This window comes from Nitrosomonas sp., assembly GCF_022842015.1.
In the GTDB taxonomy this organism is placed as follows: Bacteria; Pseudomonadota; Gammaproteobacteria; order Burkholderiales; family Nitrosomonadaceae; genus Nitrosomonas.
The window spans coordinates 1-20,736 of the sequence record NZ_JALHQJ010000024.1; the positions used below are offsets into that span (position 1 = coordinate 1).

Annotated in this window: 18 protein-coding genes; 5 read left to right on the forward strand and 13 right to left on the reverse strand. The window is 42.5% G+C overall.

Going from position 1 to position 20,736, the window contains the following annotated elements:
• Positions 1 to 99: 99 nt before the first annotated feature.
• Positions 100 to 2,355 (reverse strand): ATP-dependent Clp protease ATP-binding subunit ClpA, encoded by a 2,256-nt coding sequence (gene clpA, locus Q0C11_RS06060; RefSeq protein ID WP_293006640.1) that lies wholly within the window; start codon positions 2,353 to 2,355, stop codon positions 100 to 102.
• A gap of 1 nt (position 2,356) precedes the next feature.
• On the reverse strand, positions 2,357 to 2,665 hold the full coding sequence (gene clpS / locus Q0C11_RS06065) for an ATP-dependent Clp protease adapter ClpS (protein WP_293006642.1): 309 nt from the start codon (positions 2,663 to 2,665) through the stop codon (positions 2,357 to 2,359).
• A gap of 290 nt (positions 2,666 to 2,955) precedes the next feature.
• Between clpS and Q0C11_RS06070 the strand changes: the two genes are divergently transcribed.
• A complete protein-coding gene (locus Q0C11_RS06070; protein ID WP_013646657.1) occupies positions 2,956 to 3,159 on the forward strand; it encodes a cold-shock protein in 204 nt (67 codons plus the stop codon).
• 149 nt (positions 3,160 to 3,308) lie between these two features.
• Here Q0C11_RS06070 and icd read toward each other — a convergent pair whose 3' ends face one another.
• Positions 3,309 to 4,559 carry an NADP-dependent isocitrate dehydrogenase gene (gene icd / locus Q0C11_RS06075; protein ID WP_293006646.1) on the reverse strand — a complete coding sequence of 417 codons (1,251 nt, stop codon included), beginning with the start codon at positions 4,557 to 4,559 and terminating at the stop codon, positions 3,309 to 3,311.
• A 357-nt stretch (positions 4,560 to 4,916) separates the two neighbouring features.
• Between icd and Q0C11_RS06080 the strand changes: the two genes are divergently transcribed.
• Both Q0C11_RS06080 and Q0C11_RS06085 read left to right on the forward strand, forming a co-directional pair.
• Positions 4,917 to 5,831: a phosphoglycerate mutase gene (locus Q0C11_RS06080; RefSeq protein ID WP_293006648.1), complete on the forward strand. Its 915-nt coding sequence runs from the start codon at positions 4,917 to 4,919 to the stop codon at positions 5,829 to 5,831.
• A gap of 63 nt (positions 5,832 to 5,894) precedes the next feature.
• Complete coding sequence (locus Q0C11_RS06085) at positions 5,895 to 7,406, forward strand: EAL domain-containing protein (protein ID WP_293006649.1); 1,512 nt, start codon at positions 5,895 to 5,897, stop codon at positions 7,404 to 7,406.
• 89 nt (positions 7,407 to 7,495) lie between these two features.
• Here the strand turns inward: Q0C11_RS06085 and Q0C11_RS06090 are convergent, their stop codons facing one another.
• The 10 genes from Q0C11_RS06090 to Q0C11_RS06135 form a co-directional block, all read right to left on the reverse strand.
• Positions 7,496 to 8,875: an NAD(P)(+) transhydrogenase (Re/Si-specific) subunit beta gene (locus Q0C11_RS06090; RefSeq protein WP_293006651.1), complete on the reverse strand. Its 1,380-nt coding sequence runs from the start codon at positions 8,873 to 8,875 to the stop codon at positions 7,496 to 7,498.
• Positions 8,876 to 9,184, reverse strand: a complete 309-nt coding sequence (locus Q0C11_RS06095) for an NAD(P) transhydrogenase subunit alpha (protein ID WP_293006653.1) — start codon at positions 9,182 to 9,184, stop codon at positions 8,876 to 8,878.
• Positions 9,185 to 9,263: 79 nt separating this feature from the next.
• The gene (locus Q0C11_RS06100; protein WP_293006655.1) at positions 9,264 to 10,391 is read right to left on the reverse strand and encodes a Re/Si-specific NAD(P)(+) transhydrogenase subunit alpha; all 1,128 of its coding nucleotides are present in this window, start codon (positions 10,389 to 10,391) and stop codon (positions 9,264 to 9,266) included.
• Between the two features lie 303 nt (positions 10,392 to 10,694).
• The gene (locus tag Q0C11_RS06105; protein ID WP_293006657.1) at positions 10,695 to 11,081 is read right to left on the reverse strand and encodes an Hpt domain-containing protein; all 387 of its coding nucleotides are present in this window, start codon (positions 11,079 to 11,081) and stop codon (positions 10,695 to 10,697) included.
• A 6-nt stretch (positions 11,082 to 11,087) separates the two neighbouring features.
• A complete protein-coding gene (locus Q0C11_RS06110) occupies positions 11,088 to 14,627 on the reverse strand; it encodes an FAD-dependent oxidoreductase (RefSeq protein ID WP_293006659.1) in 3,540 nt (1,179 codons plus the stop codon).
• A gap of 115 nt (positions 14,628 to 14,742) precedes the next feature.
• Positions 14,743 to 15,150, reverse strand: coding sequence for a response regulator (locus Q0C11_RS06115; RefSeq protein WP_293006661.1), 408 nt, complete (start codon positions 15,148 to 15,150; stop codon positions 14,743 to 14,745).
• Between the two features lie 268 nt (positions 15,151 to 15,418).
• The gene (locus tag Q0C11_RS06120; protein ID WP_293006663.1) at positions 15,419 to 16,117 is read right to left on the reverse strand and encodes a phosphoadenylyl-sulfate reductase; all 699 of its coding nucleotides are present in this window, start codon (positions 16,115 to 16,117) and stop codon (positions 15,419 to 15,421) included.
• Entirely contained in the window at positions 16,110 to 16,643 is a 534-nt protein-coding gene (locus tag Q0C11_RS06125; protein WP_293006665.1) for a DUF934 domain-containing protein, read from the reverse strand. Before Q0C11_RS06125 ends, Q0C11_RS06120 begins: the two co-directional genes overlap by 8 nt.
• A 5-nt stretch (positions 16,644 to 16,648) precedes the next feature.
• A complete protein-coding gene (locus Q0C11_RS06130) occupies positions 16,649 to 18,391 on the reverse strand; it encodes a nitrite/sulfite reductase (protein ID WP_293006667.1) in 1,743 nt (580 codons plus the stop codon).
• A gap of 44 nt (positions 18,392 to 18,435) precedes the next feature.
• Positions 18,436 to 18,663: a hypothetical protein gene (locus Q0C11_RS06135; RefSeq protein WP_292919246.1), complete on the reverse strand. Its 228-nt coding sequence runs from the start codon at positions 18,661 to 18,663 to the stop codon at positions 18,436 to 18,438.
• A gap of 385 nt (positions 18,664 to 19,048) precedes the next feature.
• On the opposite strand from Q0C11_RS06135, the gene cysB reads away from it, so the two are divergent.
• On the forward strand, positions 19,049 to 20,032 hold the full coding sequence (cysB, locus tag Q0C11_RS06140) for an HTH-type transcriptional regulator CysB (protein WP_293006669.1): 984 nt from the start codon (positions 19,049 to 19,051) through the stop codon (positions 20,030 to 20,032).
• 84 nt (positions 20,033 to 20,116) lie between these two features.
• Entirely contained in the window at positions 20,117 to 20,698 is a 582-nt protein-coding gene (locus Q0C11_RS06145) for a cytochrome c (RefSeq protein ID WP_293006670.1), read from the forward strand.
• Positions 20,699 to 20,736: the final 38 nt, after the last annotated feature.

Below are 20,736 nucleotides of genomic sequence, written 5' to 3' on the forward strand. Positions count from 1 at the left end.
ATCTTATTTCGCCAGTGACGCACCCCACCGCAAGTGGCAGCAAACTAAACTCATAAAAGATTCTTCTTGTATTATGAAATAGAAAACTCAATCTGCCGATCAAATAACAGCAGTTTCTTCTTCAAATAACAATACTACTTTGCTATCACTATCCATATCAATCGTCACTTTACCACCATTGACTAAGCGTCCGAATAATAATTCGTCGGCAAGCGCACTACGAACTGTATCTTGGATTAAGCGCTCCATAGGCCGCGCACCCATTAATGGATCGAAACCATACTGCGCAAGATATTTACGCAATCTCTCGGTAAATGTTGCTTCGACTTTTTTCTCTTGCAACTGATTCTCAAGCTGAATCAAAAATTTATCAGAAACCCGCTGAATAATTTCCTGGTCCAATGCAGCAAAAGAAATAACCGCATCCAGTCTATTACGAAATTCAGGAGTAAATAATCTCTTTATATCAATTAATTCATCGCCAGCAGAATTTGATTTTGTGAAACCAATTGATGTTTTCGTAAGCGCTTCCGCACCTGCATTTGTAGTCATGATAATAATGACATTGCGTAAATCCGCTTTACGTCCATTATTGTCAGTCAATGTGCCATAATCCATAACTTGCAGAAGAATATTAAAAATATCTGAATGCGCTTTCTCGATCTCGTCCAATAATAAAACAGAATAGGGATGTTTGATCACAGCCTCAGTTAACAACCCACCCTGGTCATACCCTACATAACCAGGCGGCGCACCAATCAGCCGGGATACCGCATGACGTTCCATATATTCGGACATATCAAAACGATGCAAGTAAACGCCCAAAGCATAAGCTAACTGTCTTGCCACTTCAGTTTTCCCAACACCAGTCGGACCTGTAAAAAGAAACGAACCAACCGGTTTTCTTGGATTACCTAACCCGCTTCTTGCCATTTTAATAGCCGCTGTCAATGCATTAATCGCATTGTCTTGACCAAAAACGACCGCTTTCATATCACGCCCCAAGGTTTTCAATTTACTACGGTCGTTAGTAGAAATGTTCTGCGATGGAATTCTTGCGATCTTAGCGACCACACTTTCAATCTCTCCTTTACCAATAACTTTTCGTTTCTTCGATTTCGGCAATAATCGCTGCGCGGCGCCAGCCTCATCAAGCACATCTATAGCTTTATCTGGTAAATGCCTATCATTAATATATCGTTCTGATAATTCCGCAGCAGAAACCAGTGCACTGCTAGTGTATTTAACCTTATGATGTTGCTCATAGCGTGATTTCAAGCCTCGTAAAATAGCCACTGTTTCATCCACACTTGGCTCGTTAACTTCTATCTGCTGAAAGCGCCTCGATAATGCATGGTCTTTCTCAAAAATTCCACGATATTCACTAAAAGTTGTCGCGCCAATACAACGCAATTGTCCTGTATTTAAAATCGGCTTCAGTAAATTTGATGCATCCATAACTCCGCCAGATGCAGCACCAGCACCAATAAGCGTATGAATCTCATCAATAAATAAAATAGCCGCAGGATTATCAGTTAATTGTTTTAGTAAAGTTTTTAAACGTTGCTCAAAATCTCCCCGATATTTTGTACCCGCTAATAAAGCCCCCATATCGAGTGAATAAATCTGATGCTTCAAAAGCAATTCAGGTACATTCCCCTCAACAATTCGCTTCGCTAAGCCTTCTGCAATCGCCGTTTTTCCAACACCGGCTTCTCCAACTAGCAGTGGGTTATTTTTACGGCGCCTACATAAGATTTGTATTACACGTTCAATTTCTTTTTCACGACCCACCAAAGGATCAATTTTATTTATTAGAGCCAAGTGATTTAGATTTACTGTGTAATTCTCAAGTAGCCCAGCAGAACTTAATTCATGTTCAACATCGCTTTCACCTGCAGTTTTAGCATCACTCTCATGCGACATTTTCTTAATGTTGTGTGAAATATAATTAACCACATCCAAACGAGTCACTCCTCTTTGATGCAAGAAATAGACTGCATGAGAATCTTTTTCTCCAAATATCGATACCAATACATTAGCACCCGTTACCTCCTTTTTCCCAGATGACTGAACATGCAATATAGCACGCTGAATAACACGCTGAAAACCAAGTGTAGGCTGCGTATCAACTTCCTCATCACCTTTAATCACAGGAGTATGACGTGTTATATGATCTAACAATACTGCTCGCAAATCTTCTATATCCACCAAACAGGCACTTAATACTTCAGCTGCACTTGTATTATCTAGCATCGCCAACAACAAATGTTCTACCGTAATAAATTCATAGCGCTTCTGCCTCGACTCTACGAATGCCATATGCAAACTAACTTCTAAATCTGGTGCGATCATTTCAGTTTTTCTCCATTACACACTTAAGAGGGTGCTGATTCCTTCTGCTAAATTCAACTACTTGCTTGACCTTAGTACTTGCAATATCGCCAGGGTATATACCACACAGGCCTACTCCTTCTGTATGCACCTTTAACATTATTAATGTCGCCTGTTCTTGGCTCATGGAGAAAAACAGCTTTAGTACCTCAACCACAAACTCCATTGGAGTGAAGTCATCATTTAATAGTAAAATTTTATAAAGAGGAGGCGGCTTGTGCTTAACCTTCTCTTGTGAAAGTTTAACGGTTCCAGACTTGCTCTCCGTCATGAATGTTTCCTATTCAAACTGATAAATTTCCAATCATAAATATAGTACAAAAGACACCATTACACTAGAGACATATTTAACGATTACGACAAAAATTTCAAGTATCTTGAGACAATTAACTTTCCCTTAGTCACAAAAATGGCGTAACCGCTTGACTTTAACCTAAGATTTGCGTAAAACAGCAAATGGCGTTTGACTTTAAGTTATTTACGGATCAGTTTTATCCATAAATAACCTTAATTTCAAATAGTATCAGGGTTTCCGGCCCAGTTTTTATATAGGAAGTAGAAATGGCAACAGGCACAGTAAAATGGTTCAATGATTCTAAAGGTTTTGGTTTTATTACTCCTGATGACGGTAGTGAGGATTTGTTTGCACACTTCTCGGCAATCAATATGTCTGGTTTTAAAACCCTTAAGGAAGGTCAAAAGGTGAGCTTCGATGTCACTCAAGGACCAAAGGGAAAACAAGCCTCAAATATCCAGGCCACCTAACTCTCATAACTACTGGCCAAACAATAACAAAATTTTTCTTTTACCTCTTATATAATAGCCCCTTTGCTTTGTCGAGTTACACGTAGCAAGGGGTTTACTTTCGAATTTACTCCTTATTTTATAGCCGGATAAATAACATTCATGAGTATTTAGCTCATGGAATCAATCATGGCATTACCGAAAGCCGAGCAAGAAACTTTCTTAGCATTAGTCATTTGCCGAGCAAAATCATAAGTAACAATTCCGTTCTGAATAGTCTTTTCCATAGATTTAATAATTTTGTCGGCTGCTTCACCCCATCCAATATGTCGCAACATCATTTCTGCCGATAATATTATTGAACCAGGATTTACTTGATCTTTACCAGCATACTTAGGTGCTGTGCCATGTGTAGCTTCAAAAACTGCCACCACATCGCTGAGATTAGCGCCAGGTGCTATCCCTATTCCACCCACCTGGGCAGCCAAAGCATCGGATATATAATCCCCATTTAAATTCAACGTTGCAACAACATCATACTCTTCTGGACGAAGCAAGATTTGTTGCAGAAAAGCATCAGCAATTACATCTTTGATAACAATTCCACCCAGTGTAGAAGGTAATTTCATCCAAGGTCCACCATCCAACAATTTCGCTCCGAATTCATTGGCTGCCAATGCATATCCCCACTTTTTAAATGCACCCTCAGTAAACTTCATAATATTACCTTTGTGCACAAAAGAAACCGACTCACGTTTATTATCAATGGCATACTGAATCGCTCTTCGAACAAAACGCTCCGTTCCTTCTTTTGAGACCGGTTTAATCCCGATACCAGAAGATTGAGGAAAACGTATATTCGTCACCCCCATATCTTTAACCAAAAAATTAATTACCTTTGTTACAGATTCTGACTCGGCTTCCCACTCTATGCCCGCATAGATATCCTCAGAATTCTCACGAAAAATAATCATGTCTGTTTTTTCTGGATTCTTTAATGGACTCGGAACACCGCTAAAATAGCGTACAGGTCTCAAACAAACATATAAATCTAGTTGCTGCCGTAAAGCAACATTAATTGAACGAATTCCACCACCAACCGGTGTTGTTAACGGGCCTTTAATTGAAACCACAAACTCTTTGGCCGCCTGCAATGTCTCTTCTGGTAACCATACATCTGATCCATAAACTTGCGTTGATTTCTCACCCGCATAAATTTCCATCCACGAAATTTTTCGTTGAACACCATAAGCTTTTTCAACAGCTGAATCAACAACACTACGCATTACTGGAGTGATATCAACACCAATCCCATCGCCTTCAATAAAAGGAATTATTGGATTGTCAGGCACTTTTAATGAATAATCATCATTAACCGTAATCCGCTCTCCCTTACTAGGCACTTTTATATGCTGATACATAACATCTCCAAATATTCAAAACAAATGCAATTTGCAAGAAAAACTCTGCCAATCTAAAATAAACTCGACCATTCTATGCTATGTATTATACGTGCAAACACAATACCTTTCCATGATGGCAAGCAACCCTATCCTTGCATATAGCATTACCTCGCATTTGCATCAGCAGCAATGTGGTCATTTGCCTTACAAAACCTTTTTGGAGTGTTTCATTCCCTCACAATGAATATTAACCTTCTAATTCCAAATCTATTTTGGTCTGACACTTCGCAACCAGAAATCTATGATGGTTTATTAATGCATTCTTTAGAAACACTACTATCTAAAAGTCTCTCTAGAACAAATTCATCCCTTGAAATGGAAATCTGGCTATGTAAACAGTTTAATCTGGAACAACAACATGGGAATTGGCCTATTGCACCGGTGATGTTACACCTCGACGCACCCGTTTTGGCAAAAACAAGTAAAGATTTCTGGATGCGTGCCGATCCTGTTCATCTCCGCATTGAACAAAACCATATCATGCTAGCAGACAGTCAATCTTTCGAAATCTCCCCAGAAGAAGCGGAGCAATTAATACAAGACTTGAATCATAATCTAGGTAACCAGGATTTTATTTTTACAGCTTTCCATCCCCATCGTTGGTACATTCGAATACCCAAGGCACCTGAAATTCTGACACATACACTCAGTCACGTCACATGCAAAAACATTAATGATTTCTTGCCAGCAGGAAAAGACAGCATCATCTGGCATAAAATCTTTAATGAAGTGCAAATGCTTCTGCATGAGCACCCGGTTAACCAAGCTCGTGAATCTCGCGGCGAATTGATCATTAATAGTATTTGGCCTTGGGGAGGAGGAAACATACTTCGATCAATACATACTCCTTACACACATGCATGGAGTAATAATGATTTTTCTCAATCCCTAGCACTGGCTGCTAGTAATATCAATTATTCAAATCTACCTAGAGATGTTAACAAATGGCTCCAAACTAAAATATCAGGAAATCATCTTGTAGTATTGGATTCGCTGCGTAGTCAAGCAATATACAAGAATGCTTATGAATGGCGAGAAACTCTCAGAAATTTGGAACACAATTGGTTTCTACCCTTATACACAGCAATTAAAAACGGAAAAATTAAACAGCTCACTATAACAACATCGAATGAGTCCGCTTCACATGATTTTGTAATAACACGCTCTGATCTATGGAAATTCTGGCTATTTAGTAAACCACTCTTCACTCATAGCAGAAAAATCAACTAAAAAATACTCTATATAATAGCAACAGCGCATCTTAATTTAAGCTCTCAAGAATAAGGAATTATCGTGCCAAAAAACTCATTATTAAATAACGTCAAGCCCTATTTGACTATTTGTATTTCGTTGATTCTATTGCTCATCATTATAGCAGATGCATATGTTACCAATGAGCTCCCGCCCCATTGGCAAACTGCATTATGGTTTTCTTTACTTTTTACAATACTGATAGCAATTATTCAGTTAGCGCAAACCGAGAAAAATTCCAGAAGCCTTAGCAATCAACTCAATGTTACTAAGGAAAGGCTCGGAAATGAGATTAAACATCGGCTTTGGGCAGAAAAAACAGCCTCAGAAAACAAGATAAAATCACAATTTATCGATGAAAATTTCCCTGTTATGTTGGCCTATTTTAATACTGAGCTCCGCTGTCGGTACCATAATCGAATTTTCCGCCGATGGTTTGGGTTAAATCCAGATCAGATCGATAGTCACCTTTTAAAAGAATTCTCAAATGCCGAATTCTTTTCTGATATCCAGAATAATATTGAAAAAATCCTAACAGGAAAAACAGTACATAACGAACGAATCCTTAAATCTATCAAAGGCTTTCCCTATATTTTTACAGAGCAATATCTTCCTCATATTGACAATAAAGGAAAAACTATTGGCTTCTATACATTGCACACCCCTCGCGCACAGGAAAAAAGTCGTATACCCTCAAAAAACAATAAAGATGAAAATAAAATAAAACCAGAGTTAAAACAATCCATTGAGGCACCAACCAATAACGATATAAAGCTTCAACAAAACAATCAACCATCCACATCTAAATCAGGAATTACTGCTGCACGCATTGCTCAAGCAATTGATGGCGAAGAGTTTAATCTTTATTGTCAGAAAATAATCCCTATCAAATCTACTGATGCATCCTCCTCGCATTATGAAATTCTGATTCGTATGCATGAGGAAGAAAATAGCTTGATGCCTCCAGGATCGTTCTTACCCCTAGTGGATCAATTCAAAATGATGCCCAAGCTGGATCGATGGATCATCAACCATATCGTTAAGTGGCTATCGGTTCATCCAAAAACCAATTCGGTATTTCACCTTAATTTAGCCAAAGATACTTTAAAAGATGTAACCTTCCCTAGTTTTATTCAAGATCAGTTACAAAAAACCAAGGTCGCCGGCTCTAGTCTTTGTTTTGAAATTGAAGTTTCAGATGCAGAAGACAGTACAGCAGACACACATATCTTCACACAAAAGATTCATGAATTGGGTTGTCTGGTTTCACTCTGTAGCTTTAGCGATAATTCTGAGTCATTAAATCTGCAGAGTAAAATAAAAGTGGACTACCTGAAAATCGATGGCAGCATTGTTTGCAATATACTTCGCGACGAAGAAGATTTAGCCAAAATAATAGCTATCAATCAGATCGCTCAAGATGCTACTGTCAAAACGATTGCTGAATTAGTCGAGACGGATGATATCATTGCGAAATTACAAGAAATTGGCATCGATTATGCACAAGGATTTGGTATTGCAAAACCTCACCCCTTTAATGATCTTGAAACTTAATCCCAGATCATAAATGCCGTTCAATATATTAAGAAGGAGAACAATTGCTCGCCAGTTCCAGAAGCCACTAGTCAATGCTTTTCAGCATATCACAATGCCTTGACCATATGCTCAACGACTTTCTTAGCATCTCCGAATATCATCATAGTTTTATCCATATAGAATAGATCATTATCAAGACCAGCATAACCCACTGCCATACTGCGCTTTACAACCATAACCGTACGTGCTTTATGCGCATCTAATATCGGCATACCGTAGATAGGACTGCCTGGAACGTTTGCTGCCGGATTCACCACATCATTTGCACCTAACACCAAGACGACATCTGTATTTGAAAAGTCGCTATTTATTTCTTCCATTTCCTGGACTTGCTCATAAGGAATTTCAGCTTCTGCCAATAATACATTCATGTGCCCAGGCATACGCCCGGCTACTGGATGAATAGCAAAGCGAACATTAACTCCTTTTTTATGCAATACCTCAGCCAATTCCTTAACTGCGTGCTGCGCCCTTGCAACTGCCAAACCATATCCTGGAATGATGATCACACTATCTGCATTACCCATCAAAAAAGCTGCATCTTCTGCGCTCCCGCTACGATGAGTCTTCTGGGCACCATCCGTAGATACGATTGCTCCACCATCGCTGCCAAAACCACCCAATATGACAGATAAAAATGGCCGATTCATAGCTTTACACATAATGTAAGACAGAATAGCACCCGAACTACCCACCAAAGAACCGGCAATAATCAACATCGGATTACCTAACGAAAAACCAATGCCTGCTGCAGCCCAACCAGAATATGAGTTAAGCATCGATATCACGACCGGCATATCAGCGCCACCAATAGGAATAATAATCAGAAATCCCAATACGAAGGCAATTGCAGTCATAGCAATAAACGCGGTCCAGTTCGTCGTCTCACTAAAAAAGAACCACAAACCAAATCCAACCATGGCAATTGCCAGCAATAAATTCAGTATATGCTGGCCACTGAAAACAATAGGTGTGCCGCTCATGCGGCCAGACAACTTCAGAAATGCAATAACTGAACCAGACCAAGTCATTGCGCCGATAAAGGTGCCCAAGAACAATTCTAGTTTACTACCTGCCGGTAAAATCGCAGGTAACCCGAAAGAAACTGGATTATTGATCGCTGCAATCGCAATAAATACTGCTGCCAGACCAACCAATGAGTGCATAAAGGCAACCAATTCGGGCATTGCAGTCATCTGTACGCGTTGAGCCACAATCGCACCGATAGTACCTCCCACCGCAATACATCCCAAAATCAAGAGCCAGTTCTGCGTAAGCGTCAAAGTTGTGGCAACCGCAATCGCCATTCCCACCATACCAAACAAATTTCCACGACGCGCTGATTCAGGCGAACTTAGGCCTTTTAGTGCAAGTATAAAAAATACTGAAGCAACTAAATATGCAAGTGCTACCATATTGGCTGACATTTACGCATTTCCTTTTTTATCTTTTCTCTTGAACATTTCCAGCATCCGTTGACTCACCAGAAACCCGCCAAAAACATTGATTGCTGCCAGCGTAACTGCAACAGCACCTAACCAAACGCCCCAGTCGGTCTCCGTTGGCCCTGCAGCCAACATTGCACCAACAAGAATAATACCGGAAATAGCGTTAGTCACTGACATCAGAGGGGTATGCAAAGCCGGTGTAACATTCCACACAACATGATAGCCAACAAAAACTGCCAGCACAAAAACCGTTAGATTGATAATAACCGGATCAATTTCACCAATCATATTTACTCCTTTATAATTTGTTAACTGTACTTTCTCTATGCAGCAACTGATAAAGCGTCTTTCTTAGTTATCGTTGAGATTATGACTTTCCGATGACTTCCCCACCTGCACATAGCAATGTTCCCGCAATAATTTCATCTGAGCGGTCTATTTTCAATGCATCATTTTCCTGATCAAGCATCAAATTAAGAAAATTCATCAGATTTCGTGCATATAATGCACTAGCGTCGGCCGCCACCAAACCAGGAAGATTCGCAATTCCAATCAGATGCACACCATGTTTAAACACATTCTTATTTAATTCGGATAATGGACAATTACCACCTGCTTCAACTGCCATGTCAACAATAACCGAACCTGGCTTCATCACTTGCACGGTTTCCTCTTTGACCAAAACGGGCGCTGGGCGCCCCGGAATTAAAGCGGTTGTAATAATGATATCTGCCAAAACCGCGCGCTCATGGACCAAATCTCCTTGCCGCCGCTTATAATCATCCGACATTTCCGCCGCATACCCTCCCGCTGTTTCAGCTTTGGCTTTTTCTTCATCACTAAGTGGCACTTCCACAAACTTGGCCCCCAGACTCTCTACCTGCTCCTTAACTGCTGGTCGCACATCGAAAGCTTCAACCACTGCACCCAATCTCTTGGCGGTTGCAATGGCCTGTAATCCAGCAACACCTGCACCCAGGACTAGAACTCGCGCCGCTTTTACAGTACCAGCTGCCGTCATCAGCATAGGAAAAAATTTTTGGTAGACATTTGCCGCCACAATCACCGCTTTGTAGCCCGCAATGTTTGCCTGTGACGACAAAACATCCATATTTTGCGCACGAGAAATACGTGGTAATTTCTCCATCGCAAATGCAGTTAATCCATGCTGTGCAAGTGCATCCACGCCTTCCTTTTGATGCGGCGACAACAGCCCCAACAATACCGCATCCTTACGCATCATCGCTAATTCGCTGGATTCCGGACCACGCACTTTGAGTACAATTTGTGATTGCGCATACAATTCAGCCACATCAGCCACTATCGTTGCACCCGCCTCTTGATAGGCTGAGTCCGGTATACTGGCACCAGCGCCAGCACCTAGCTGGACTGAAACCTTATGAACACCCTTGGCAGTATATTTTTTCACGGTCTCCGGTGTGGCTGCCACACGCGTTTCTCCACCGCAAATCTCTGCTGGTATGCCTATATGCATTGATAATCTCCCTTTTCTTACCTATCTGCTTGCAGATAAAACTAACATTGAGTTTAAATTTTTTAATGAATAGCGGATTATAAATCAATTTGCGCGCAATGCATTAAATGGATCAGGAAAAACTTGATATGGCATGATCTTAGGTTATACAGACAATTTCTTGCAGCGATTAAGCTCAAACCCAATAAAAGGATCAAGATGCATAAGTATATATCCAATTACTATGCTTCTTATCAAGTTCTCGGTAAAGAATTTTTTGAATCGTCGAAGCAAAATGCTCAGCAAGGTTATCCGCCTAGCACCTTATTCGCTCAATTCATTAAATTCATTTTCTAGTTGTTGTGTAATCCGCTTCAACAAAAGCGGAATCTTTGCCAGCAATGTTTCCGCATCGGACCAATTATTATTGGCGCTCGCTTTCTCAAGCGCCTCACATAAATCAGCGAAACTTAAGGCGCCGATTGTTCTTGCTGAAGATTTTAATTTATGACCTAAACGACCCAGCGCTGGAAGATTCTTTTCAGTCTGTGCCACTTCCATTTCCGAAAGCGTATCATTGGCAACCTCAATAAATTTAAGACCAAACTTTCGTACTAGCACAGAATTGTCATGAAACATCAGGCGCATTTTTGCGATATCAACCGGCAATGACGCATCCGGCAACGATTCTTCTTCTGCTTCATTAGTCACTACAGCTCAGACTCCGTTTTTTAAACAACGGTCAACCCATCGATTTGTTAGTTTTTCTTGCACAGTATTTTGGCGCAAACGTGTATTCAATCCCGAAAAATCTACTTGATCCAAAGGTTGATCTTGATTGAAGCAGGAAAATACATACGTAATCTTTCCTGTTTCCGGATCCTGATGCGGTTGCAGACATTGTGCGCATATCTCCTTCATCATGCACTGCATAGGCGAATTAATCGAACCAATTGCAAAATGATCTGCTTTCAAGTAAGGTTTCAACTGGTTATGACGAGCTAAACCGACAGCAGCCATCATGCGATCTGAACCAATTGCAATGATATGATCGGCTTCAGTCAATGCCACCGGTTGCACACCTAATTCACCGCTGGCATAAGCCACCATTGCTTGCACGATATTTCCCACATAGCTTTTATCCTGAGGGCGCGTGGCTGTAAAACCTGGCGACTCATCGCAGCACCATATGACAATGTCTGCTGCAGCCTCGATTTCAGCCACTTTATATCGATCGACCAATTTCTTATAACCAGCAAAATATAACACCTTCGATCCGGCCGCACGCGCGGCTGCACCAATAGAAAACAACACCGCATTGCCTAAACCACCACCCACTAACACCACAACCTTATTCTCCGGGATCTCTGTCGGTGTTCCGGTAGGCCCCATCAGCACAACCGGCTCACCCGGTTTCAGCATCGCACACAAATTAGAGGATCCGCCCATTTCCAAAACAACGAGTGAAACCAGTCCGCGCTCGATATCCACCGATGCACCCGTCAACGCCAAACCCTCCATCGCCAGCCTAGTATCTCCGGCAATTGTTGCTAGCGTTGCATAATTCTGAAAGCGATAAAATTGACCAGGCTGAAAATGCTCTGCTGCCATTGGAGCATGTACAACCACTTCAATGATATTGGGAGCAAGCCTCTCTACTTTAGAGACTGTTGGACGTAGCTGATTATTCAAGCCTGTAAAAAACTGCTGTATCGACTGATTTAACTTTGGTTTAACACGCTCCAATACCCGATGCACCACGGGATAGCCCTGCTTTGCACTCGACATCGCCTTCACTACATTCCCAGAATAAGATGGATGCAAATCACCAAAAAAACTGATAAAGCGGCCATCCTGACCATCCCGATAACGACTGAGCAACACCATCGGTGTTTCTGGTTTGGGATTACCATAGGCGGGCTGCACTGGATTCCCTTCCTCATCGCAAGCTGCAAAATAACGACCGTTGAGTTTGAATAGTTTTTCATCTTCCCGCGCCAGCACTGTATTAGGCTGGGTACCAGCAGCAACCAACAATGCACGCGCTGGTAACTCTACATTGCCCGTATTTTGCCATTGTCCGGTTTCATCCCGTTTTTGCACTCCAAATTGCACCGATTGCGTGTGCCCCCATTGATCAATATTAACACGCTCTGGCACCATCCCCTCAGCAAACCAAATGCCTTCTTCCAGCGCCTTTTCCACTTCCTCATGATTCAATGTATAAGAAGGGCTATCAATCAAACGCTTCCGGTAAGCTATTGTTGCGCCGCCCCATGCTTGTAGCAAATTGATAATACGCGGTGCACGCCCTTCCTTTTCTGCACTCCGACGTTCTGCCCGAATGGCTCGTGCATGATTAAGAAGCTCATCAGCAATTTCTTTCTCCTCGTCATCCCACGCTTCACGAATCGCAGCGTCACCTTGCATCACCGCCATTATTTCATAGCGCTGCAGAAATTTTTCCACCTGAACTGGATAATATGCCAGTGCTTCAGTTGCTGTATCAATAGCCGTCAAACCACCACCAATCACTACTACAGGCAAACGTAATTGCATGTTCGCAATCGAATCACTCTGCGCAGCACCCGTAAGTTGCAAGCCCATCAAGAAATCCGATGCGGCACGCACCCCACGCGCCAACCCGTTCGGCATATCCAGCACGGTGGGGCGTCCAGCCCCTGCAGCTAGAGCAATATGATCAAAACCCATAGCAAATGCGTCATCGGCAGTTAACGTGCCACCAAAACGCACACCTCCAAACAGTGCAAATTCTTCTCTGCGCTCCAGCAACAACCGAATCAATTTGAGAAAGTTTTTATTCCAACGCACAGTAATTCCGTATTCTGCCACCCCACCGAAACCACCCGGCATACGCCGATCCAAGTTTTCTTCTAGCGTACTGGCCAGTCGGATCGCCTGAAATGGCACCCGTTCACCCAGTGAATTCACCCCTGAGATCTCTTCCGGTAAAAATTCAATCTTAAGCCCGTCAATGCCCACCACCGTGTGGCCTTCATTCATTAAATGATGCGCCAGCGTATATCCGGCCGGTCCCATACCGACCACCAGCACCTTGCGTCCGGATGGCGGTTTCGGCACCGGCCTATGTAAATTCAACGGATTCCAGCGCGTCAATAAACTATAAATTTCAAATCCCCATGGCAATTCCAGCACATCTTTCAGTGTTCGTGTCTCAGCTTGAGGGATATCAACCGGCTCCTGCTTCTGATAAATGCAGGATTTCATGCAATCGTTACAGATGCGATGACCGGTTCCGGCACACATCGGATTATCTAGCGCAATCATAGCCAGACTACCTACTGCGACACCTTGTGTTTTGAGTTTATGAAATTCGGAAATGCGCTCTTCCAGCGGACAACCCGCGAGCAGCGCGCCCAATTCGCTGCGTTTGAAAGCAAGGGGCTCATCCGGCGATTTAGATTTATGCATCAAACCCTTAGAGCATGAATCCTTACCTTGCTCATGACACCAGATGCAGTAATTTGCCTCATCAAGCGCCCCCATCAGATCCGTTCCATTATCGGTCAACGCAAAACCATTGCGTTCACGCACATGACCAAGCCGATGCACCGGATACCCTGCCGACTCATCCGTTTCCAGCGACAACAGATGCTGGAAATCCAGTTTGGCAGGTGACTTAAATAAAATACCTTGCTGCGTACGTTGCTGTCCGGCCGGTGTTCGTAGTGCCCAAGCAGCATAGTGAAGCGCTTTGTTCAACCGGGATTCATTATCCGCTTCTGCACCCATCCACTGCGTTACTTTAGTAGCAAAAACCAATTCAGAGAAAGCTTCACCAAATTCTGCAGCAAGTTCCTTTTCAAGAACCAATCCGTCAATACCAGCCAACTCTTCATCACTAACTTTTCCCTTCGCTCGGCGTTGTACAAATTGCCGCTTGCAAAAATACAGTGGAGCTAGTTCATGATGCTGTACCGCCAATTGTTGCACTTCATTCTCAATGTTAAATAATCGAGCAACAAAGTCTTCCAACCAAGGCGCAATCTCAATTAACAATGCAGATTCGTCTTTAGGTAACAAATCACTAGGATGCGCACGCGCAAGCACCAGTTTTTCATATAATGCCTCATCACCGGTGCGAAGAAAACCCAGAAATACCTCATCCAATCTTACCAAGCCATCGCGACGATAAAGATCAGCGATTGTGAAATCAAAGTTAAAATTTGATAAAGTAGTCATTGCTTCCTGTCGAGTGTGAAACGTTGCATCCATTTTTGTCATAATTCCAGATATTTATTAATTATTTTATTACAATGGGAAAATAAATCATCATGATCTGCAGCAATATTGCCCGCCTAAATTCAAAATTTTGAATTTCTATAACCGTTCATTCTGGTAGCAGCCACCACTTTAATATGATTCTGACTAACTGCTCTGGATCAATTGGCTTGACTAAAAAGTCATTCATACCAACGCTCCGACACGAATCTTTGTAAAGCTGGTCTACATGAGCCGTTACCGCAATAATCGGCATATTGGACCACTGCGGATTAGTCCGAATCATCTTCGTAGCCTCCAAACCATCCATAACAGGCATTTGAATATCCATCAATACGCAATCAAAATTTTCCTTACTCAACTTATCCAGCGCTTCTTGTCCGTTACCTGCAATAGATACAACAGCCCCATTATATTCAAGTAGCTCTTGAGCCACTTGTTGATTCAATTCATTATCTTCTACCACCAGAATAGTGCATCCATTTAGTTTCAGATCTGAATGATTAATTATATTCATATTGCGCTGGCTTGATTTATTATTTTCCCAACAGTTTCCATTGTATCAACAACATAATGTGTTTTATATGCGTAGATCAGGAATAGAGAAAATCTACCAGATCTATCTTGCACAATCGCCACGGCTAAGTATGGAATCCTACCAAGATTAGCCAATTAACCAGATAGGCGCGATGACTCATTCGCTTTTTCTCAACAAATAAAAATCTGTGCAAATCCTAGATAGATTGCTCTGACAAAAATAGATAGGGCGTTGCTAATAAACGCAGTTATTTTGATTGGATTACCTTACCGGCATGCAATCCGCATTCCTTGGTTTCCGGAGCTTCCCACCACCAGCGCCCGGAGCGTATATCTTCTCCTGGTGTAATAGCGCGCGTACAGGGAGCGCACCCGATACTGGGATAAAATCTGTCATGCAGTTTGTTATAAGGCACTTCATAGTGTTTAAGGTACTCCCAAACTTCCGCATTAGTCCATTCCAGTAATGGATTAACCTTTTGCATGCGATTGTCCATATCGTAAGCAGACACTTTCAGGTTCGCCCGGGTTGATGCCTGTTCACGCCTAATTCCGGTGACCCATGCCCGCTTGCCCTGCAAGGCGCGGCGCAATGGTTCCACTTTACGGATGTAGCAGCAATTTTTACGTAAATCAACGCTCTGATAGAAACCATTGACACCATGCTCTGCAACGTATGTTTCAACCTGTTTCACGTTGGGAAAATAAATACGCAACTTAGTTTTGTAGCGCTCTTGCACAGTTTGCATCAAATCATAAGTTTCCTGCGGCAAACGCCCAGTATCCAGACTAAACATTTCGATCTCGATATGATGTCGATCAATGATGTCTGTGAGCACCATATCTTCAGCACCCATGCTATTAGCAAACGCTACCGGTGCATAATCACGCACGGTTTCAGTCAGAACCGCAACAACCTGATCGACTCTATGCTGCAAGTTACTCATTGAACGTGCCTGCAGTCGAATTCCCTTTGCGTTGCGTGCACCGGAATAGTGGTAAGCCTGGATCAAAAGAAGTCTGATAAACCTCAGAGAAATCACTGAGACCCTTTATTGCATCTTCTATTTTTCGATCCGGGCGCGGCGCAAAAGCATTAAAACCGACGCGTTGCATGTAAAACAATTGATCGCGCAGCACATCGCCGATCGCCCGCAATTCTCCCTTATACCCGAGCCGTGCGCGCAGATTATAAGCAATGGAGTACCCTCGGCCATCTGAAAACTTCGGAAAATCAACTGCAATCACAGCGAACTTGTGCACATCATCCTTTAAATCTTCCGGACGCTCATCACTAGCCAGCCAAACGCCTATGTCTTTTCGCTGCTGTATCATTTCGCGTTGGATTTGCCATACTTTTAGCGGAACAATGACTTTCCCTGGCGCAACTATCGCGCTCTCAGCAGTATCTTGCTCCTGTAACCGCAAGACCGTCCAATCGTCCGCAACGATAGTTTTATTTTTTATGATCATCTCGATTAAAACCTTGGTGAATAATAGGGAACCTCGTACTGAGCAGGCTCTACGCTATGCTTGTCAGCAACTTTTTCTTCCTGAGCCATAAAGTCAGTAGCGTATACATGTTCTTTAAATGGTGCATGGCCAATACGACGAACCGTATCGATAAAGCGCTCAGTTTCTGTACGTTCGCGTAAATATACATGAATCAAACGTTCGATAACTTCAGGTACCTGATTAAAAGTAAATGACGGGCCAATAATTTTGCTAATCGAACTGTCATTGCCTTCCGCACCACCGATCGAAACTTGATACCACTCATCGTGATCTTTCTTTTCCACGCCCGTGATACCAATATTGCCAATATGATGCTGCCCGCACGCATTCACGCAACCCGAAATATTCAAAGTAATCTCACCGATATCATGTTGATAGTCAAGATCTTCAAAACATTCGGAAATCACCTTTGCCAGCGGTATCGAACGAGCATTGGCAAGCGTGCAAAATTCCGCGCCGGGACAACTAATAATATCGGTCAACATGCCAATATTCGGTGTGGTCAATTCATGCTCGGTTGATTCTTGCCATAAGTGGATCAAATCTTTCTGTCTGACGTCCGCCAATACCAGATTTTGCTTGTGCGTGATGCGTAACTCACCAAAGCTATACCGATCCGCCAGATTTGCAACCGCTTCCATTTGCTCAGCCGTAGCATCGCCAGGAGCCTCACCGGGTTTTTTCAACGACAAAACAACTATCGCGTAGCCGGGAATGCGATGAGGTTTAACGTTGCACGATAGCCAGTTCGAAAATGAACGGCTGTCTGCTTTGAATTCGTTTAATTTTGAATCATGATCGGTTAGTGTTTCATAAGACGGATCAACAAAGAAAGAGGCGACACGATTGACTTCATCAGAGGTTAGTGTGCCATGACCATCTTTGAGATCAGCCCAATCAGCCTCCACCTTACGCCTGAATTCATCAACTCCAAGCGCTTTCACCAGTATCTTGATGCGTGCTTTATATTTGTTATCACGACGACCATATTGGTTATACACGCGCAAAATAGATTCGACATAAGTTAAAATGTGCTGCCATGGTACAAACTCACAAATTTCACTACCAATGATCGGTGTTCGTCCCAATCCACCGCCAACCAATACGCGGAAACCGACTTCTCCTTGTGCATTCTTTGTCACCGCCAGTCCGATGTCATGCGCATAAATAGCAGCACGATCCTCTTTTCCACCGCTGATGGCGATCTTAAATTTTCGCGGCAGATAAGCAAATTCGGGGTGGAAAGTGCTCCATTGACGCAAAATCTCTGCATACGGACGTGGATCAACCACCTCATCCTGCGCCACGCCAGCAAATTCATCCGACGTAATATTACGCACACAATTCCCAGAGGTTTGAATGGCGTGCATTTCCACAGATGCTAAATCCGCCAGAATATCCGGTGTATCTTCCAATTTAAGCCAGTTAAACTGAATATTTTGACGTGTTGTGAAATGACCATAACCACGGTCATATTTACGTGCAATATGAGCAAACATACGCATCTGCCTAGAAGATATCAAGCCATACGGCACTGCAATACGCAGCATGTAGGCATGAATCTGCATATATAACCCGTTTTGCAGCCGCAAAGGGAGAAACTCCTCCTCGGTCAATTCCCCTGACAGGCGCCGACGCACCTGGTCACGGTACTGCTTGACACGTTCATTCACTATTTGTTGATCATATTCATCATAGCGATACATATTTAATTTCCTCGCTTATTTGTTCGAAGATACCCAAAAAGTCTTTAGGATTCTTGGGAATAATGCTTAGATACTGGCAGCAACAATGCCGCATCCAATGGAAATTTGGCGCCATACTTCATAATATGGTCCACATCATCGTCTTCATCATGCTTTAACGCCACGCCAATATAAGCATGCTCACCGCTTTCACCCACCACTATACCAATCCGCCCGCCACAGCCATTAAACCAGCTCACTTGTTTAGGTTTATTCTCTACATTCGTACTCATCAATCAATCCTTGTTTCATTAATGGAAAATTGCCAAAATCTGCTCACAAATAAGCAACTCACCACCCGTTTGAATTTTTTCAAGCCTGATCATATCGATCAGTGACCGTTCAGCATTCCAGCGTCGTTGATACACTCACAACCAACACACACAGAATTGCAAATTCGTTATTCTACCAAAAACTAACGATAATCGCCTTTCGCGTGTTAATAGCAACCGATTAAGCAGTGTGAATAAAGTTGATCAGAGAACCTGACAGAATAGATTTAGTAACTGCCTTCCAATTTCCTTTTCTAGTCGTTTATTATGATAACAATACATTTTTATAAATCAAAATAATATTATATTAGATGTATATAACCATTTATTATTACTAGGCAGGCCCATGAAACTTCAACAACTTCGCTATTTGTGTGAAACAGCTCGTCAGGATATGAATTTGTCCAAAGCGGCCAAAAATCTGCACACCTCCCAACCAGCCATCAGCAAACAAATTCAGATGCTTGAGCACGAACTCGGAGTCGATATTTTTTTGCGCAATGGCAAACGCATTGTAAAAATCACCCCTCCCGGACAATTGATTATTCAAACTGCCACTCGAATGTTACGCGACGCTGACAATCTAAAAAAAATTGCGCAGGAATTTACTAACGAAGCGAGCGGCACTCTTACTATCGCAACTACTCATACTCAGGCTCGCTACGCGCTACCGGTAGTAATCAAGCGTTTTACCACGCGCTATCCAAAAGTTAAACTTATCCTGCGCCAAGGTAGTCCGATGCAGATCTCAGCTTTAGTAACTTCCGGCGAAGCGGATGTCGCAATTGCTACGGAAGCCATTGAACAATTCCATGAACTTGTCATGCTGCCATGCTATGTATGGAATCGATGTGTCATTGTACTACCCAAGCATCCGCTCTTGAAGGCAAAAAAACTCACGTTGGAAGCAATCAATCAATATCCTATTATTACTTATGACTTCGCTTTCACTGGCCGCTCAAAAATCAATCAGGCTTTTGCAAACCATGGACTAGAACCTAATGTAGTATTAACAGCAATTGATTCAGACGTAATCAAAACTTACGTGGAATTGGGATTGGGCGTTGGCATACTAGCTAATATGGCTTTTGACGCCAAGCGTGACAAGAACCTAAGGTCTATTGATGCCAGCCACCTGTTTGAATCCAGCACAACGCGTATTGGTATAAGTCGTCATAGTTATTTGCGCGGTTATATTTTCGATTTTATCGAAATGTTTGCACCACATCTAAATCATGCAAGCATTAAAGCTACACTGGAAAGCAACACGAGTAATGACATAGAAAATTCTGCAACATCTATAACTACAAGTTCACACAATGCAAATTGATTCCCACTAAAATTAAAAGTACTATGGGGAAAAAGATTGTTGTACGTTGAAACTAAGCACAGGATATTTTTATAAGGCCATAAAATGAAAACAATTCTTAGTCTTTTACTGGCATCGCTCATACTGGCAATTATTGCTCTTGGATCAGGAGGTTACAATATGGCAGCCACAGAAAAACACTGGGGCATCACTGAGAAGATCATCGAATGGGTGCGCGAAAGTTCCATTGAGGCGCGCGCCAAGAACCTGACAGTACCTTCACTGGAAGATACGGAACTACTCGCTCAAGGCGCCGTAGACTATAGCGCCATGTGCATAGATTGCCACTTAGCGCCCGGCATCAAACCGACAGAGCTCTCAATCGGCTTGTATCCTCAGCCACCCATATTTCATCAACGCGAACCTATCAACGATCCAGTCAAACAATTGGAGCGCGCCAGATCACATTTTTGGGTAATAAAGAACGGATTAAAAATGACCGCCATGCCAGCGTGGGGCTTAAGCCATGATGATCAGGCTATTTGGGGAATGGTGGCCTTTGTTCTGAAGTTAAGTCACATGACACCTGAACAACACCAAGACCTCATGAAAGCCGCGCAAGATCACGGCCATAATCATGGTCATAGTCACGATCAAGATCAAGATCAAGATCACGGTGATCATTAATAAGCTCTTATGTTTATGCAGCGTTATGTACGCTGTCA

Excerpts from the sequence above, each read along its gene's own strand:
- clpA (WP_293006640.1), bottom strand. The coding sequence starts at position 2,355 with ATGATCGCACCAGATTTAGAAGTTAGTTTGCATATGGCATTCGTAGAG.
- clpS (WP_293006642.1), bottom strand. The coding sequence starts at position 2,665 with ATGACGGAGAGCAAGTCTGGAACCGTTAAACTTTCACAAGAGAAGGTT.
- Q0C11_RS06070 (WP_013646657.1), top strand. The coding sequence starts at position 2,956 with ATGGCAACAGGCACAGTAAAATGGTTCAATGATTCTAAAGGTTTTGGT.
- icd (WP_293006646.1), bottom strand. The coding sequence starts at position 4,559 with ATGTATCAGCATATAAAAGTGCCTAGTAAGGGAGAGCGGATTACGGTT.
- Q0C11_RS06080 (WP_293006648.1), top strand. The coding sequence starts at position 4,917 with ATGGAAATCTGGCTATGTAAACAGTTTAATCTGGAACAACAACATGGG.
- Q0C11_RS06090 (WP_293006651.1), bottom strand. The coding sequence starts at position 8,875 with ATGTCAGCCAATATGGTAGCACTTGCATATTTAGTTGCTTCAGTATTT.
- Q0C11_RS06095 (WP_293006653.1), bottom strand. The coding sequence starts at position 9,184 with ATGATTGGTGAAATTGATCCGGTTATTATCAATCTAACGGTTTTTGTG.
- Q0C11_RS06100 (WP_293006655.1), bottom strand. The coding sequence starts at position 10,391 with ATGCATATAGGCATACCAGCAGAGATTTGCGGTGGAGAAACGCGTGTG.
- Q0C11_RS06110 (WP_293006659.1), bottom strand. The coding sequence starts at position 14,627 with ATGGATGCAACGTTTCACACTCGACAGGAAGCAATGACTACTTTATCA.
- Q0C11_RS06115 (WP_293006661.1), bottom strand. The coding sequence starts at position 15,150 with ATGAATATAATTAATCATTCAGATCTGAAACTAAATGGATGCACTATT.
- Q0C11_RS06120 (WP_293006663.1), bottom strand. The coding sequence starts at position 16,117 with ATGAGTAACTTGCAGCATAGAGTCGATCAGGTTGTTGCGGTTCTGACT.
- Q0C11_RS06125 (WP_293006665.1), bottom strand. The coding sequence starts at position 16,643 with ATGATCATAAAAAATAAAACTATCGTTGCGGACGATTGGACGGTCTTG.
- Q0C11_RS06130 (WP_293006667.1), bottom strand. The coding sequence starts at position 18,391 with ATGTATCGCTATGATGAATATGATCAACAAATAGTGAATGAACGTGTC.
- Q0C11_RS06135 (WP_292919246.1), bottom strand. The coding sequence starts at position 18,663 with ATGAGTACGAATGTAGAGAATAAACCTAAACAAGTGAGCTGGTTTAAT.
- cysB (WP_293006669.1), top strand. The coding sequence starts at position 19,049 with ATGAAACTTCAACAACTTCGCTATTTGTGTGAAACAGCTCGTCAGGAT.
- Q0C11_RS06145 (WP_293006670.1), top strand. The coding sequence starts at position 20,117 with ATGAAAACAATTCTTAGTCTTTTACTGGCATCGCTCATACTGGCAATT.